This is a genomic window from Ensifer sp. NPDC090286, assembly GCF_044769565.1.
GTDB lineage: Bacteria > Pseudomonadota > Alphaproteobacteria > Rhizobiales > Rhizobiaceae > Ensifer.
Genome location: NZ_JBIVYF010000004.1, coordinates 302897 through 318435 on the forward strand (window position 1 = coordinate 302897; position 15539 = coordinate 318435).

Below are 15539 nucleotides of genomic sequence, written 5' to 3' on the forward strand. Positions count from 1 at the left end.
ACGTCATTGCGCTTATCCTTGCGCCAATGGGACGCGATGCCCAGATTGCAGGTTCGCTTCTGGCCGAAGCCGGCTTTCAATCGATGCTCTGCGGTGATCTTGCCGATTTCATCTCGGCGCTTGAAGAGGATATCGCTTTCGCCGTGGTGACGGAGGAGGCCCTGCGCTTTGCAGATCTTCGTCCCCTCGTGGCATGGATCAAGTCGCAACCGAGCTGGTCCGATCTGCCCTTTGTCATCCTCACCCATCGCGGCGGTGGACCGGAACGAAACCCTTCCGCAAGCCGCCTGTCGGAGGTGTTGGGGAACGTCAGCTTCATCGAACGGCCGTTCCACGCCACCACGTTTATCAGTGTCGCGACTTCGGCCGTTCGTAGCCGCCGGCGCCAATACGAGGCACGTCTGCGCATCGATGCGCTGGACGAAGGTGAACGGCGGCTTCAGGCGGCGCTTGAAGCGGGTCATCTGGGGGCTTGGGAGCTCGACCTCGCCACCTACGCATTGATCACGTCGGCCATTTGCCGAGGGGTCTTCGGCCGAGGTCCTGCCGACGCTTTCACCTATGACGATCTGATTGCCGCCATCCATCCTGACGACGTTGAGAAAATGAAAGTCGCCATACAGCATACGCTCGTGAGCGGCGTCGATTATGCCATCGAGTATCGCACGGTCTGGCCTGACGGGAGCGTCCATTGGGCAGAAAATCGGGCCCAGCTTTATCGGGATCGAAACGGAAGAGCGACCAAGTTGGTCGGCATCTCGTCGGATATCACCGCCAGGGTAATCTCTGAAGAGCAGCAGCGGCGGTTAAACGAGGTTTTGGAGGAGCGCGTCGCCGAGCGAACGGCGGAACTGCACAAGGCACACGAGATCGTCATGGCGGAGGTGGCCCAGCGTGAGCGAGCCGAGGCGCAGCTTCGGCAGGCCCAGAAGATGGAAGCGATCGGGCAGCTCACCGGTGGGGTTGCACATGATTTCAACAACCTGCTGATGGCGGTTCTGGGCAACCTCGAGCTCTTGCGAAAACATGTCGGTGGCGATGCAAGGGCCGAGCGGCTGATAGACGGCGCGCTTCAGGGCGCTAAACGGGGCGCATCGCTGACGCAGCGGCTACTGGCCTTTGCGCGCCGGCAGGACCTGCATGTCGATGCGGTGGATCTTGCAAAGCTGGTGGGAGAAATGACCGATCTCCTGAAGCGCTCAGTCGGCACCAGCGTCGTGATTGAAACCTGCCTTCCCGAGCGGCTGTCGCCTGTCCTCGCCGACCCCAATCAGCTGGAACTGGCGCTTCTCAACCTTGTCGTGAACGCTCGCGATGCGATGCCGAACGGTGGAACGGTCTGTATCTCTCTTAAAGAGATGAGCCTGGCAAAACCTGAGGGTGACCTGGCTGCGGGCCGTTATGGCGTGCTCTGCGTGACCGATGACGGGCACGGTATGGATGAAGACACGTTGCAAAAGGCCGTGGACCCGTTCTTTTCGACCAAGGAACTCGGGAAAGGCACGGGATTAGGGCTGTCGATGATCCATGGTCTTGCCCTCCAGCTCAAAGGAACCTTGCGGCTGAACAGTACGCTTGGGGAAGGCACGACCGCTGAGCTATGGATGCCCGTTTCAAGCGGCAGGGTGTCGGTCCGGGAAGAGCTAGAGGCGCCAGAGGATGTGCAAAACGTAGGATCGCTCCGCATCCTTCTCGTCGACGACGATTTTCTGATCGCGATGAGCTCGGTCGACATGCTTGTCGATCTTGGCCACGAAGCGGTTGAGGCGCATTCCGGAAAGGAGGCGCTCACCCATCTGAGAGAAAACGGCCACTTCGATTTGATGATCACGGACTATTCCATGCCGGAAATGACGGGTGGAGATCTTGCCAGTGCGGCGCGTGACCTGTTTCCCGATTTGCCGATCCTCGTTGCGTCGGGATATGCCGAACTCCCGCCGGGCATTGATTTCGATGTCGCAAGGCTCGCAAAGCCCTACACCCAACATCAGCTCGCCTTGGAAATCGAACGTGTCTTGAGGAGAGGCTAGACCTTTGCAATCGCGTCGCCCAACGTACGCGATCCGCCAAGTTTCCGGCGCCTAAATTGCAATTGCCCGCCTCTTGGCGGGCAGCTTTCGCCTCCAACCGCTCATGGTTGGCGAACCTCGTTACCAGGTACCACGAACAGCTGGACTCTCAGCGCGGCTAAGGCCGCGGACAATAGACGACGCCGGAGCTACTTTGCCCCGGCGTTGCCGCCGTCCAGACAATGCCATGTTCGGGAGGCATGCTAGCGCAGTCTGCGACCTCTGCGTGCTCCAGCCGCGCGGCTCCTTGGCATCGAAACGCGTTTGGGCCCTCGTGATGGCAGCTCCATGTTCGATTGCCCAAAGGCCCAACTGCTCGACCGGTTCGCGCAGGGAATGTCCAAGGGCGGTCAGTTCGTAGTCCACGCGCGGCTGCTTTGTCGGGTAGACGGTACGTTTGACGATACCGTCACGCTCCATGCTTCTGAGCGTCAGCGTCAGCATGCGTTGGGAGATCGTCCCGATCGCGCGCTTGATGTCGTTGAAGCGGCGGGGTCCGCCCTTGATTGTCCAGGCAGGGATTGGCTTCGGCCTAGAACCTTGCCGTGAGGCCGACTGAGCCTGTCAGTGCATAGTTGGTGCCGAAGTGGCCAAGACCCGTGTTGATCTTGCCTTGGCCATGAAGCGCGTACTTGCCGTCGCCCCAGCTGTAGGTGCCGCCTAGTCCGATACCGGCCCAAAGATTATCCTGCTCCGCTGCAAGGCGAACGCCATCGACTTCGACGCTGTTTTGCGGCAGGAGATCATTGTAGAGATCGGCTATTGCGTAGGCATGTAACCGGCTGGTCTGTCCGTTCTCGGCTCGCCAGGCATCCTCGTAGTCAGCAGAGATACCGAGACGGATCTTGAAGTCGTCGCCCTCTTTTAGAGCGACGTTGGTGCCGAAAACATCGGTGAATTGGCTGTAGTTGATCCCGGAGTAGACTATCTGCGCCTGTGGCGTCACTGCCCAGTTGGAATTCAGCGTGACCTTTTGGCCCGCTTCGACACCGAGTGCGTAGCCGAAACCGCCATTTCCCGCGGTCAGGCCAACCGCCGCAGTCGAAGACTTGAGCGTGCTGTCGTACCACGTCAGGCTTGCTTGACTGTCGATGTAGAATCCGTCGGTTCCATACCACGTCAAAGCGCCCCCCAAACCGTAGCCATCGGTTCTGATCGAGCCAATGCCGAAGATCGAGGAGACTTGCCCGGTGACATTGCCATAGCGTGCGTAAAGCGAAGCAATCAGGCTTCCGGCCTCGCTGGCGGAAAGTTGGCCCTCGACGCCGGACTGGATTTGCCAGGTGTCGGTATCGAATTGCATGCCGGTGGTGGAAAACTCGGGGGCCGTCTTTGCTGTACGGCCGGCTATTCGGCTCCAGATAAAACCGTTGTTACCGGCGGGATCGGTCAGGGCGAACTGGTTGGTTCCCGTGGTCCAGGAGCGATTGCCAACACGCTGCTGCAAGGTCTCCAGGTCGTTAAAGCTCTGCAGCACCGATGCATAGGCTTCGTAGATGGGCGCGCCGGCCTGATAGAGAGGCTCGGTCGGTGTTGGAGAGTTGAGGAGGGCTGAACGCAGATACCAGTCGCCATCCGCTGGCGTGCTCACGCCGCCCTGATAAAGCCGATAGGCGTAGGCTCCTGCAACGACGGCTTGGTCGCCCTGAAAGATATAATCGCCCAAAAGTGAAAAACTTCCGCCGGAATCGCCGCCGACATCGATAATCTTGATGCCTTCGTTCGTCTTTGCGCCAGCGCCACCGACGTTGATGACACGCACGCTCGTACTGCCCGATGTGTCCCCAGTCACGACGAGGCGATCCGTGCTCGAAAGGTCATCGCCAAGTACTGCCTCGATTTCGAGTGTGCCGCCCCTGCCGGCATAGTTGCCGGCTACCGTCAGCGTGCCGATAGAATTGCCCGGCGCAATGCTGCCACCTGCAAAATTGGTCGTGGCTCCTACTTTGCCATCGCCTTGCAGGCGCCCACCAGTCACCTCGAGGGTACCGCCCAAAATCCCGTTAACGGACAAAATCCCGTTGGAGATCCGCGACATGCCTGACAGCCCAGAATTGTCCTGCGTCAGGATGGTCTGGCCGTTTCCGACCTGATGGACACCGCCGGTTCCCGTGATCGTGCCGTCAAAGTGCACGAGATCCGATCGATTGAAGGCAAGGACGCCGTCATTGGCGACATCGCCAAGGATACTCCCGCTCGTGCCGCCATTGCCGAGTTGCAAGGTGCCTGCATTGATCGTCGTGCCGCCAGCGTAGCTGTTGGTGCCGGTCAGGGTCAGAGCTCCTCCGCCCTCCTTCGTCAGTCCACCTGCGCCGGTAAACTCGGGTGCTATTCCGACATCATGGCCGTTGGTGTCGAAGATGCCGCCCCCAGCGCCGAGAGTGACCATCTGGGCACCATAATTCCAGAAGAAGTTCGCATTGGCGCCGATGGCCCGGACAATGCCGCCATCCACTGTAACACTCGCCGTACCGAGGCCCCCGCGAAGCCCGCTGGTTTCCAGCGCCCCACGGGCACCAGATGTGCCCAGCACGTTCAGTGTGCCGCTTGCCGCCGCATCCGATATGCCGAGATAGACACCGTTCTTGGCGTAGACCCTTGCGCCATCTTCGATGGTCATGGTGCCGACGCCGTAGTTGCCCAATGACAGGTTCGACCCTGTCATCGTCCAGCTCGATCCAGCGCCTGTTACCGTTACGCTGCCGTCGCCACCAGAGTTTGCGCCGACATAACCCTGGTTGCTGGTTATGCTTGCGCCGTCTTCGACCCTGAGTGTTCCCTGGGCAAACAGGCCCACGGTGAGCTGGTCCATCATCGACCAGGTGGCGCCTGAGCTCAGGAGCGCCTCACCATGTGCCGAGACGCCAACAATGCCGTCGTGGCTTGTCAACTCAGCGCCGTTCGAAGCGTCAATCGTGCCCGCGTGCCAACCGCCGACGCTGATCCGTCTCGTGGTCACGACGCGCCCGCCGTCGGTGACGTTCAACGTCCCGCTGCCCTCATCGCCCACGCGAAGATCTTGACTTAGCGTCCAGGACGAAGCGACGCCGGAGCCATCATTGCCCGAGACCGTCACGACGCCCACGCTGTCCGCGCTGGCCCCTATGTAACCAGCCTCGCTAGTAACGAGCCCGCCGCCCAGAATGTCCAATGTGCCACGACCAGACTGCCCGGCGACCACGTCTCCAAAATTGTTCCAGTGCGCGCCCTGGCCCAAAACGCTAACGGTACCGACACCTGTGAGGTCGTTGCCGATAATGCCTGTATGATTCGTCAGGATGCCGCCGTTCGATATCGTCAGGCTCCCGACAGCGCTGTTGCCGACCACGAGATCCATGCTGCTGTCTACGGCTGCAGGATCCGACGGGTCGGTGTCGCCAGAAAGGATAACCTGTGCTCGTGCTTGGAGCGCGGTGGCAAGCAACACAACCACGGGCACCGCGGCGGTCACCATATAAGAGCGAGGCCGGCGCGTGATCCGATTAGGGCGGGGTGAGGTTTGCATCGTGACGCTCAAATTGCAGTTGCAGGTGTAAGACTACTTCTGCGTTCGTTATGGTTAATGGAGTGATAATTTGGTTCTTGAAGTGGAGGCCGCGGCTTAAGGGCTGATTTAACTGCGGTCGGCCCGAGAGCGGGCAGAAGGTCGCAAAGTCGATCATTCCTCGTTGAGGCGGGCAGTGCCAAGCGAGTGCGACCGCTGAAACGCGGCTTGCGCGCTCGCGCGGGCGCAGTTGAAGGTGGGTTGGCAGGAATCAGGTGTGGATGCGACTACGCATGCCGGAACGGCCTTCGTAGCCTCGTGGGGTCAGCGATGCCGACTTGGTATTGGGCGACGTTAAATCGGGATGTCCTCGAAGGGCAGTGGAAACGAAAGTGGGCTGCGCGCTCTCGAAAAAAGGCCCGCCCCTGAGGGCAGGCCAACCCGCTCCAGGAGTATGGGAGCGGAGGGGAACGAAGGGCAGAGGGCGGGCTTATAGTCAGGATTCGCCCCGGGCGGGCCGCGTGTTCGACACGGCAAGGGCAAGGCCGCCCAGGATCGACGCGACGCCCGCGACGAACATCAAGCCAAGCTGATCGCCGAAGAAAAACGATGCGGCGGAAATTCCGAAGACGGGCTGAAGATATTGCACGCTGGCGGCGACCCGGGCCGGCACCACGCGCAAGATGTAGAGCCACAGCAACAGGCCGGCGACCGAAACCAGGACGCCGAGATACACCACCGTCCACAGCGTCTGAGCGGTCACCTGATAGGATGTGTTTTCCATCTCCAGGCCGGCCAGCGGCAGGATCGCGACCAGCCCCGCCAGGGCGTTCCACGCGGCCACCGGGAGTGTGCCGTACCGATCCGCCAGTTCGGCGCTCCAGATGTAGTAGAAGGCGATCGCTACGGCTGAAACGAGCATCCAGATGACGCCCGAAATCGTGGTCCTGGACAGGTCGTCGACACCCGAACCGCTTCCCACGGCCACGAGCGCGATGCCGCCGAAGGCCGCGATGAGGCCGATCCAATGCTTGCCTGTAACGGCTTGGCGTGAGAAGTCCGGGCGGGGCCAGGAGGTCAAGGTCAACCTTCTTGCGGGCATGCTTGCGCACCAGAACCAGGAAATGGTGATGGCTCTGAACTTCAACGAGGATTTCCAGCGGCCGCGTTCGGGTATCGGTCATCCCGGCATGGATGCGCCGTTCGGAACCTATCCGACCAAGGACGGCTGGGTCACGATCGCGATGAGCCCCTACCGGACCCTTGTCGGCGTACTCGGCAATGATGACCTGCTTGTCTACGACGATCCGGAAAAGCTCTTTGCGCAACGCGATGAGATCTGGCGCAGGCTTGCGGCGGAGACCGGAAAATGGACGACGGCCGCCTTGCTGGACGCCTTGCTGGCGGCCGATATCTGGTGCGGCGAAGTGAAGTCGCATCTGCAGGCGGCAGAAGACCCGCAGGTACGTCATATGGGGTTGGTGACGAGCTACGAGCATCCGCGGGCCGGGACTGTCAAAGTCGTTGCCCCGGCGGTGCGCCATTCCGAAACGCCCGCGACAATTCGCAAGCCGGCACCGCTCGTTGGCCAGCACACGCGCGAGATCCTCGGTGAGTTCGGCTATTCTGACGATCAGATCAGCGCATGGCTGGCATCAGGCGCGGCTTTTGCTGACGAGGACGCTTGATCGGCGCTCTTGCAGAGCAATATCGATGCGTGCCTGTCGGCAGGCAGGTTTATCATCGCTTCAACGGATATCCCCGCGCATGACGTTGCGCGGGTGTTTCTGTCGTTCCGGCGGCTTCGATCTATAAGCGGTTTTCAGTCATCGACGAGCGGGTGCGCTTTCAAATAGCCACGTTGGCTTCGTCCATGGCCTTCAGTAGCGGAGCGCACGCCGCCCCTTCGCCGGGCTTGTCCCGACGGCATGACCGAATGCCCTGGTAAAATGGGCCTGGTCGGAAAATCCAAGAGCAAGGGCGATTTCAGCGACGGGAAAGTCGGTGCTCATCAAGTATTCTTTTGCCTTCGGATGCGCTTTTGCAGCAGCCATTGATGGACCGACGTGCCGGCGGATTGGCGAGACGCGCTGCTTAAGTAGGATCGACTTCCAATCGAGGGCAGTTTCACGCCTCTAGCGAACGTACTGGAAACCTAGCCCGCCTGCGTGCGGACGGTCGTTTCTATTTCTGTCGAGCATGTTCCCCTCGTTAGGCATACATTCGCCGGTCGCTCACCGTGCTGAAAGCACGAAGTCGTCGCGCCTCTCGCATCATGGCTTGCGTTCCGAAATCGCTGGATGGCTAGATTCTTATCAGGCATATTATAAAAACATGTCATACATGTTTGACAGGTTGACTGATATCTGTCTAATCTAACGTTAGACAAGTTGGTGTGGCCAGGCCGCGCCTTTCACATGCCGGAGGACCAATGATCATCACCGACGTCGAAGTGCGGGTTTTCCGCACGACCACGCGCCGCCATTCGGACAGCGCCGGTCACGCGCATCCGGGCCCGCCGCACCAGGTAGAGCAAGCTATGCTGACTGTTCGCACCGAGGACGGTCATGAAGGGCATTCATTCACGGCGCCGGAAATCGTGCGGTCGCATGTGATCGAAAAATTCGTCAAGAAGGTCCTGATTGGTCAGGACCACCGAGATCGCGAGCGGCTTTGGCAGGGTCTTGCCCATTGGCAACGGGGATCGGCCGCGCAGTTGACGGATCGCACGCTCGCGGTGGTCGACTGCGCCCTTTGGGACCTTGCCGGGCGGACTTTGAAGCAACCTGTATACAAGTTGGTCGGCGGTTATCGCGACAAGGTGTTAGCCTACGGTTCCATCATGTGCGGCGATGAACTGGAAGGTGGGCTCGCAACATCTGAAGACTACGGTCGCTTTGCCGAAGCTCTCGTCAAGCGTGGCTATAAAGGCATCAAGTTGCACACCTGGATGCCGCCCGTCAGCTGGGCGCCGGACGTGAAAATGGACATCAAGGCCTGTGCGGCCGTGCGCGAAGCCGTCGGGCCGAACATCCGCCTGATGATCGACGCCTTTCATTGGTACTCGCGCACCGATGCGCTCGAGTTGGGGCGGGGACTGGAAAAGCTCGGCTTCGATTGGATCGAAGAGCCGATGGATGAGCAGTCGCTGTCTTCCTACAAGTGGCTGGCCGACAATCTCGATATCCCCGTCGTTGGTCCGGAAAGCGCCGGCGGCAAACATTGGCACCGTGCCGAATGGATCAAGGCGGGCGCCTGCGACATCTTGCGAACCGGGGTGAATGACGTTGGCGGCATCACGCCCGCACTAAAAACGATGCATCTCGCCGAGGCCTTCGGCATGGAGTGCGAGGTACACGGCAATACGGCGATGAACTTGCATGTCGTCGCGGCGACGAAGAATTGCCGCTGGTACGAACGCGGGCTGCTTCACCCGTTCCTCGAATACGACGACGGACACGACTACCTGAAATCGCTGTCCGATCCGATGGATCGCCAGGGTTATGTGCATGTCCCGGATCGGCCGGGGCTGGGCGAGGACATCAACTTCGAGTTCATCGAAAACAACCGGGTGCGGTAAGAAGCAAGGCATCTTTCATGAAGACCATTCTCGCTTTTGGAGACAGTCTGACGTGGGGAGCGGATCCGCAGACCGGTCTGCGCCATCCGCCTGAAGGTCGTTGGCCTGAGGTGCTCTCGCGTGAACTCAACGGTACGGCAAAGGTCATTCCCGAAGGGCTTGGCGGCCGCACGACCTGCTACGACGACCACGGTGGACCGGCATGCCGCAATGGTGCCAAAGCGCTGCAAGTGGCGCTAGCAAGCCACATGCCGCTCGATCTCGTCATCGTGATGCTCGGTACCAATGACATCAAGCCCGTACATGGCGGACGGGCGGAGGGAGCGGTTTCCGGCGTGCGCCGGCTGGCGCAGATCATCGACACTTTTCCCTACAAGCCAAGTGGTGCGAGGCCGAAAATGCTGATCGTTGCTCCTCCACCCTGTTGCGCCGGTCCGGGCGGGGTGCCAGCGGCTGGACGCAGCGTCGCTGAATCCGAGCGACTTTCTCCGCTCTACCGCAAGCTCGCAGTTGAACTTGGACACGCCTTCTTTGATGCCGGCTCCGTCGCGCGCGCCTCGCAGGTCGATGGGGTCCATCTCGAAGCCGCTGCCACGGCGGCGATCGGCCGGGCGCTTGCAGCACCCGTTGCCGAAATTCTTGGCTGATCTGTCCCGGTGCCTGTGGAGGAACAGGCGGGGCAGAACTTGTAACCGGAAGGCCGAACTCCCGCACGGGCGGCCGCAATAGGAGGAAACATGAAACGCTTTCTAGCAACGGTCGCGTTCGGCGCGCTTCTCATCGCTTCAACGCCACACGGCGTGTTCGCCGAAACTCCGGAAGATCAACTCGTCGTCGCAACGACGATGAGCAATATCCTGACGCTTGATCCCGCTGCCATCACTGGCCGCGAGACCGTTCAGGTCCTCAACAACATCTACGATACGCTGGTCGTTCTTTCGCCGAAGGACCGCAGTGTCCAACCACGCCTTGCCGAGCGCTGGGAGGTCTCCGACGATCGCAATTCAATCCGTTTTCACCTGCGTAGCGATGCGAAATTTGCGTCGGGCAACCCGGTCACGGCTCAGGATGTTGCCTGGAGCCTGAAGCGCCTGCTTGCGCGTAATCTCGCGCAGTCGTCTTTCTTGAAGACGCGAGGCTTTACGCTCGAAGAGGCCGACAAGGCCTTTGTCGCCGAAGACGACCACACCTTCGTTATCAATCTGCCGAAACCCGACGACCCGAACCTGCTGCTGATGATCCTTGCCCAGAACGGGCCTGGTTCCATCTTCGACAGCAAGACGGTTCTCGAAAACGAGAAGGACGGCGATCTTGGCGCCGCCTGGCTGACCCTGAATTCCGCCGGATCCGGTCCCTTCACGCTCACGCAGTGGAAGTCGAACGAGTACATCATCCTTACGCGCAATGACGACTACTGGGGTGAAAAGGCCGCGATGAAGCGGGTGCTGATGCGCCATCTGCCGGAATCCCAGTCGCAGCGGCTACTTCTGGAAAAAGGCGACATCGATGTTGCCTACTCCCTGCAGGCGCCGGACCTGAAGTCGCTCGAAGCCGACGAGGCGATTGCGATCGCATCGACACCGGGCTCGGGTTTTTACTATCTCAGCGTCTCGATGAAGGACGAGCGCTTTGCCAACAAGAAGGTGCGTGAAGCCCTGCGTTATCTGATCGACTATGACGGTCTCGACAAGGCCGTGATGCCTTACTATGGCAAGCTGCATCAGCGGCCGTTGTCGACGGGCGTTCTCGGTGCGCTGCCGGACGAGGGCTACAAGCTGGATGTGGCCAAGGCAAAGGCACTGCTTGCCGAGGCAGGCTATCCGGACGGCTTTAAGACGACGCTGCGGGTCCTGTCCGAAGATCCGTTCATGAAGGCGGCGACAGCCATCCAGAACACGCTTGCCCAGGCCGGCATTCAGGCGGAGCTCATCAGCGGTTCGGGCGATCAGATCTACGGCGCGATGCGCGAGCGGAACTTCGAGCTGCTCCTCGGCCGTGGCGGCGGCGGCCAGCAGCCGCATCCCGACAACAACTTGCGCTCTATCGCCTACAATCCCGACAATTCGGACGACGCCAAGCTCACCAATTATCAGAGCTGGCGCACGAGCTTCCATGACGAGAAGCTGAACAAGATGATCGAGGAGGCCCTGGTCGAGCGCGACCCGGCCAAGCAGGCCAAGCTCTACGAGGGCGTGCAGCAGTACATGGACGAGATCGTCATGTCGATCCAGCCCTTCTCGGAAGTGATCGACACGGCCGCGTACCGAAGCGATGTGAAGGGGATGATCGTCAGCCCCTGGCTCTCGCGCTTCGAGGGCGTGACCAAGGAGCGGTAGTCGCTTCCAGACACTCGAGAAAATGAAGTGAAGAAGGCGCATGTGATCCATGCGCCTTCTTTCTTTGGCGACTGCGAAAAGCGCCGTGAACCAGACGCTAACGCGCCTGTCGCATACAATCGGCAACGGCCCCTTGGTCACCCCAGGCCACGTCCTCTCGCTGTTACCCCCCATGTATTCCTATCCTTCACCGGCTTGCCTGAATGGCCACCGATCACCCTCGTCATGCGAAAACCTTGATTGCCGGCACGGCTGGTGGCGGGTGTGAAGGGCAGCGAATTGCAATCGCGCCGCCGCAAGGTTCAAAGGCCCCGCTGCGTGTGCAAGGGCCCGCGGCGAACACCTGGGCCATTGGAAAGCTGAAATCACGGGCAATTGTCACATCAGGCCAGGTTCGGTCGGGCAAACAAAAGCCCGGCGTTGAGCCGGGCGAGTTGGGGAGAAGGAGGTTTTCTTGGGGAGGAGATGCGGCTGGCTCAGTGCGAGCCTTCGTACTCCAGCGAGGCGCCGATGAGCTCACGTGCGTAGGCGTGGGTTGCCTGGTTGCCGGGGATCGCCTCGCGGGGCAAAATTTCGGTAATCTCTCCGTGCAGCATGACCGCAAAGCGGTCGCACATGTGGTCCACCACCGCCAGATCGTGCGTCACCATGATGTAGGTGAAGCCACGCTCCTCACGCAGGCGCTGGAGCAGGTTGAGGATTTCCGCCTGCACCGAAACATCGAGCGCCGACGTCGGCTCGTCGAGAAGTAGCAGGGAAGGTTCGAGGATCAGCGCTCGCGCGATCGCAACACGCTGCCGCTGGCCGCCGGAGAGCTGGTGGGGAAAACGATCGAGGAAGGAAACCGGCAAGCCGACATCCGTAATTGCCTTGCGCATGCGCTCCTCTCGATCACCGAGCTTGTGGATGACAAGAGGCTCGTTCAGCACCGTGCGAACCGATTGGCGCGGATGCAGCGAGCCGTAGGGATCCTGGAAGACCATCTGCAGCGTACGGCAACGCTCGATCAACGGCATGTCACGCACCGACCTGCCGCCGATCAGCACGTCGCCGGTCCAGATGTCGGTCAGCATCGAGATGCAGCGCAGCACCGTGGACTTGCCTGATCCGCTTTCGCCGACGAGGCCGAAACATTCGCCTGGCGCCACGGAGAAGGTGACGCGTGGCAACACCTTGACTGCGGTGGGACCGCTACCAAAGGTGATGGAGACGTCGCGAGCTTCGACAGAGACGGACATCAGGCTTTCTCCTCCAACCATTCGGGACGGCGATCAAGCACGCTGAGCGGTGCCCGTGGGCCGCCAATCCGCGGCTGAGCTGCCAGCAGGCCACGCGTGTAGGGATGTTGGGCCTTGTCGAGATCCCGGGCGGCCAGCGTTTCAACGATACGGCCGGCATACATGATGAGCACGCGATCGCAGAAATTGCGTACAAGGTTCAAATCGTGACTGATCATGATGAGCCCAATGCCGCGATCCCGCACCAGCCCATCGAGAATGTTCAACACCTGAAGTCGCACCGTGACGTCGAGTGCCGAAGTCGGTTCGTCGGCAATGACGAGCTCCGGATCGGCAAGCAGCATCATCGCGATCATGACGCGTTGCCCCATACCGCCGGATATCTCGTGCGGATACTGGTCATAAACGCGCTCCGGGTCGCGGATCTTGACTGCCGACAGCATGGCGAGCGCCTTTTCGCGGGCTTCCGCCTTGGGGCACCTGAAGTGTCGCAGATAGGTTTCCGCCACCTGGTCACCGACCCGTCGAATTGGGTTCAAAGAGAATTTCGGATCCTGAAGGATCATGGACATGCGCCGGCCGCGCACTTTGAGCAGTTCCTTTTCCGAAAGCGCCGTCAGATCGAGCTCGGCAAAGCGCAGCGTGTCGGCGGTGATCGTGGCACCCGGCAGAAGTCGCAGCAGGGCGCGTCCGACTGTCGATTTGCCGGAGCCGGATTCGCCGACGATGCCAAGGCGTTCGCGGCCAAGGGTGAAGGACACGCCGCGCACGGCATCGGTCGCTGCGCCGCCATAGCGGATGCGGAGGTTATCGACCTGGAGAATAACTTTGCTCATTAGTCTACCTCCGGTTCATCTGCTTCGGATCGAGCGCATCGCGCAGCCCGTCGCCGAGAAGGTTGAAAGCGAGACTGACCGAAAGAATGGCGACACCCGGGAAAGTGACGAGCCACCAGCTGTCCAGCATGTACTTACGACCTGTCGCGATCATCGCGCCCCATTCCGGCAGCGGCGGCTGGGCGCCGAGCCCCAGGAAACCGAGACCGGCAGCCGTCAGGATAACCGTCGCCATGTTCAGTGTGAGGCGAATGAGCACCGAGGGCAGGCACATGGGCATGATCGATTTGACGATGATGCGTGTGGCCGATGCACCCTGGAGCCTGGCTGCGGAGATGTAGTCCGCCTTGCGAAAGGTCATTGCCTCTGCGCGCGCGAGGCGTGCGATCGGCGGCCACGACGTCAGCGCAATCGCAATGATGGCGTTGTTCAGGCTCGGGCCGAGCGCCGCAACGAAAGCGAGCGAGAGAATGAGGCTCGGGAAAGACAGGAAGATGTCCGTGATGCGCATCATCACGGTATCGACCTTCCCACCGAGATAGCCCGCAGTCGTGCCGATGACGAGTCCGATTGGGCCAACGACAATCGAGACGAGGAAGATGATCGTGAGCGTGATACGCGAGCCCCAGACCAGGCGGCTGAAGATGTCGCGACCAAGCTCGTCGGTGCCGAAAAGATGCCCATTTCCGGGCGCTTGCAGGGTGTTTGCGAGGTTCTGGGCATAGGGATCATCGGTGGCAATCAGCGGCGCGAAGGTCGCGACAAGGACGAGCAGGACCAGGACCGCAAGACCGAAGGTCGAGGTCGGACTTTTCAAAAGGAAGCGCACGATGTTTTTGAGTGCGGCAAGCGGAGCCGGCAAGCGGAACGCAGTTTCAGCTTGGGTGGTCATCAGCGTGTCCTCGGGTCGAAGATGCGGTAGAGAACGTCGGACAGAAGATTGAGGGCGATAAAGATGATCCCGACGATCAGGACGCAGGTCATGACGGCGTTCATGTCGCCGGTGATGAGGTTGTTGGTGAGATATTGGCCAAAGCCCGGCCACGCGAAGACCATCTCGATCAGCACGGCGCCTTCGAGCAGCGAGCCATAGGCAAGTGCGATGATGGTGACCAGTTGCACCCGAATGTTGATGAAGGCGTGCTGCCAGATCGTCTGGCTGCGAGAAAGGCCTTTGACGCGTGCGGTCGTGACATATTCCTGACCGAGCTGATCCAGCATGAAGCTGCGGGTCATGCGCGTAATATAGGCGGACGACGAGTAGCCAAGCAGCGACGCCGGCAGGATGATGTGGTTGACGGCCGACCAGAACACATCCATTTCGCCGGCGATCAGGCTATCGATCAGCAGGAATCCGGTCCGTTCCTCGACAAGGCCAATATAGAACTGGTCCATGCGTCCGCTGCCGCCGACGAGGCCGAGATAGGCATAAAAGACGATCAGCGCGATCATGCCGGTCCAGAAGATCGGCATGGAGTGCCCGAACAGGCTGAAGACGCGCACGATATGGTCGGGCCAGCGATCCTTGTTGACGGCAGCAAGCACCCCGAGCGGAACGCCGAGGCCAGCCCCGATGAGGATTGCGAAGGTCGCAAGCTCGATCGTTGCCGGCATCACATGCAGGATATCCTGGATGACCGGCTGGCCGGTGCGGATGGAGGTTCCGAAGTTGCCGGTGAAAACATCTCCAAGATAGTAGGCGAATTGTTCCCAAAGTGGTCGATCAAGCCCGAGCGAACGATAGACCTGCTCGTAAGTCTCACGGGTTGCGTCCTCCCCAACGATCGCGCGGACCGGATCGGCAGGCATGAGGCGGCCGATGAAGAACGTCAGGAGCAGAAGGCCGAGCAACGTGACCGCAATGGTCCCGACCTGCCCGGCCACGCCGTGGAATCGTAGGCGACGAATTGACATGGTTCCTCCGTTTGTCAGTCGCCTGCGGTGAGGCGTTACAGGCTCCAATCCTGTATGACAACTTTCATTGAACCTGTCACAG

General features: G+C 60.5%; 13 protein-coding genes. 5 read left to right on the forward strand and 8 right to left on the reverse strand.

Going from position 1 to position 15539, the window contains the following annotated elements:
* Positions 1–26 precede the first annotated feature (26 nt).
* Positions 27–2030 carry an ATP-binding protein gene (locus tag ACIQUG_RS22110; RefSeq protein WP_402324624.1) on the forward strand — a complete coding sequence of 668 codons (2004 nt, stop codon included), beginning with the start codon at positions 27–29 and terminating at the stop codon, positions 2028–2030.
* 120 nt (positions 2031–2150) lie between these two features.
* On the opposite strand, the gene ACIQUG_RS22115 is transcribed toward ACIQUG_RS22110, so the two are convergent.
* The 3 genes from ACIQUG_RS22115 to ACIQUG_RS22125 all read right to left on the reverse strand — a co-directional run bounded on the left by ACIQUG_RS22115 (position 2151) and on the right by ACIQUG_RS22125 (position 6700).
* Entirely contained in the window at positions 2151–2591 is a 441-nt protein-coding gene (locus ACIQUG_RS22115) for a winged helix-turn-helix transcriptional regulator (protein WP_402324626.1), read from the reverse strand.
* A 10-nt stretch (positions 2592–2601) separates the two neighbouring features.
* Entirely contained in the window at positions 2602–5406 is a 2805-nt protein-coding gene (locus ACIQUG_RS22120; RefSeq protein WP_402324125.1) for an autotransporter outer membrane beta-barrel domain-containing protein, read from the reverse strand.
* A 643-nt stretch (positions 5407–6049) separates the two neighbouring features.
* A complete protein-coding gene (locus ACIQUG_RS22125; protein WP_402324126.1) occupies positions 6050–6700 on the reverse strand; it encodes a DMT family transporter in 651 nt (216 codons plus the stop codon).
* Between ACIQUG_RS22125 and ACIQUG_RS22130 the strand changes: the two genes are divergently transcribed.
* Complete coding sequence (locus ACIQUG_RS22130; protein WP_402324127.1) at positions 6654–7241, forward strand: CoA transferase; 588 nt, start codon at positions 6654–6656, stop codon at positions 7239–7241. The genes ACIQUG_RS22125 and ACIQUG_RS22130 overlap by 47 nt on opposite strands.
* Positions 7242–7433: 192 nt before the next feature.
* Here the strand turns inward: ACIQUG_RS22130 and ACIQUG_RS22135 are convergent, their stop codons facing one another.
* Complete coding sequence (locus ACIQUG_RS22135; protein WP_402324128.1) at positions 7434–7607, reverse strand: helix-turn-helix domain-containing protein; 174 nt, start codon at positions 7605–7607, stop codon at positions 7434–7436.
* Positions 7608–7984: 377 nt separating this feature from the next.
* On the opposite strand from ACIQUG_RS22135, the gene ACIQUG_RS22140 reads away from it, so the two are divergent.
* The 3 genes from ACIQUG_RS22140 (at position 7985) to ACIQUG_RS22150 (ending at position 11469) form a co-directional block, all read left to right on the forward strand.
* A complete protein-coding gene (locus ACIQUG_RS22140; protein ID WP_402324129.1) occupies positions 7985–9133 on the forward strand; it encodes a mandelate racemase family protein in 1149 nt (382 codons plus the stop codon).
* 17 nt (positions 9134–9150) lie between these two features.
* Complete coding sequence (locus ACIQUG_RS22145; RefSeq protein WP_402324130.1) at positions 9151–9780, forward strand: SGNH/GDSL hydrolase family protein; 630 nt, start codon at positions 9151–9153, stop codon at positions 9778–9780.
* Between the two features lie 90 nt (positions 9781–9870).
* Positions 9871–11469, forward strand: a complete 1599-nt coding sequence (locus tag ACIQUG_RS22150; protein ID WP_402324132.1) for an ABC transporter substrate-binding protein — start codon at positions 9871–9873, stop codon at positions 11467–11469.
* A 476-nt stretch (positions 11470–11945) separates the two neighbouring features.
* On the opposite strand, the gene ACIQUG_RS22155 is transcribed toward ACIQUG_RS22150, so the two are convergent.
* The 4 genes from ACIQUG_RS22155 to ACIQUG_RS22170 are packed head-to-tail and all read right to left on the reverse strand — an operon-like array spanning position 11946 to position 15457.
* The gene (locus ACIQUG_RS22155) at positions 11946–12707 is read right to left on the reverse strand and encodes an ABC transporter ATP-binding protein (RefSeq protein WP_402324133.1); all 762 of its coding nucleotides are present in this window, start codon (positions 12705–12707) and stop codon (positions 11946–11948) included.
* Positions 12707–13543: an ABC transporter ATP-binding protein gene (locus ACIQUG_RS22160; RefSeq protein ID WP_402324134.1), complete on the reverse strand. Its 837-nt coding sequence runs from the start codon at positions 13541–13543 to the stop codon at positions 12707–12709. Before ACIQUG_RS22160 ends, ACIQUG_RS22155 begins: the two co-directional genes overlap by 1 nt.
* A gap of 4 nt (positions 13544–13547) precedes the next feature.
* Positions 13548–14435, reverse strand: coding sequence for an ABC transporter permease (locus tag ACIQUG_RS22165; protein WP_402324136.1), 888 nt, complete (start codon positions 14433–14435; stop codon positions 13548–13550).
* Entirely contained in the window at positions 14435–15457 is a 1023-nt protein-coding gene (locus ACIQUG_RS22170; RefSeq protein ID WP_402324138.1) for an ABC transporter permease, read from the reverse strand. Before ACIQUG_RS22170 ends, ACIQUG_RS22165 begins: the two co-directional genes overlap by 1 nt.
* Positions 15458–15539: the final 82 nt, after the last annotated feature.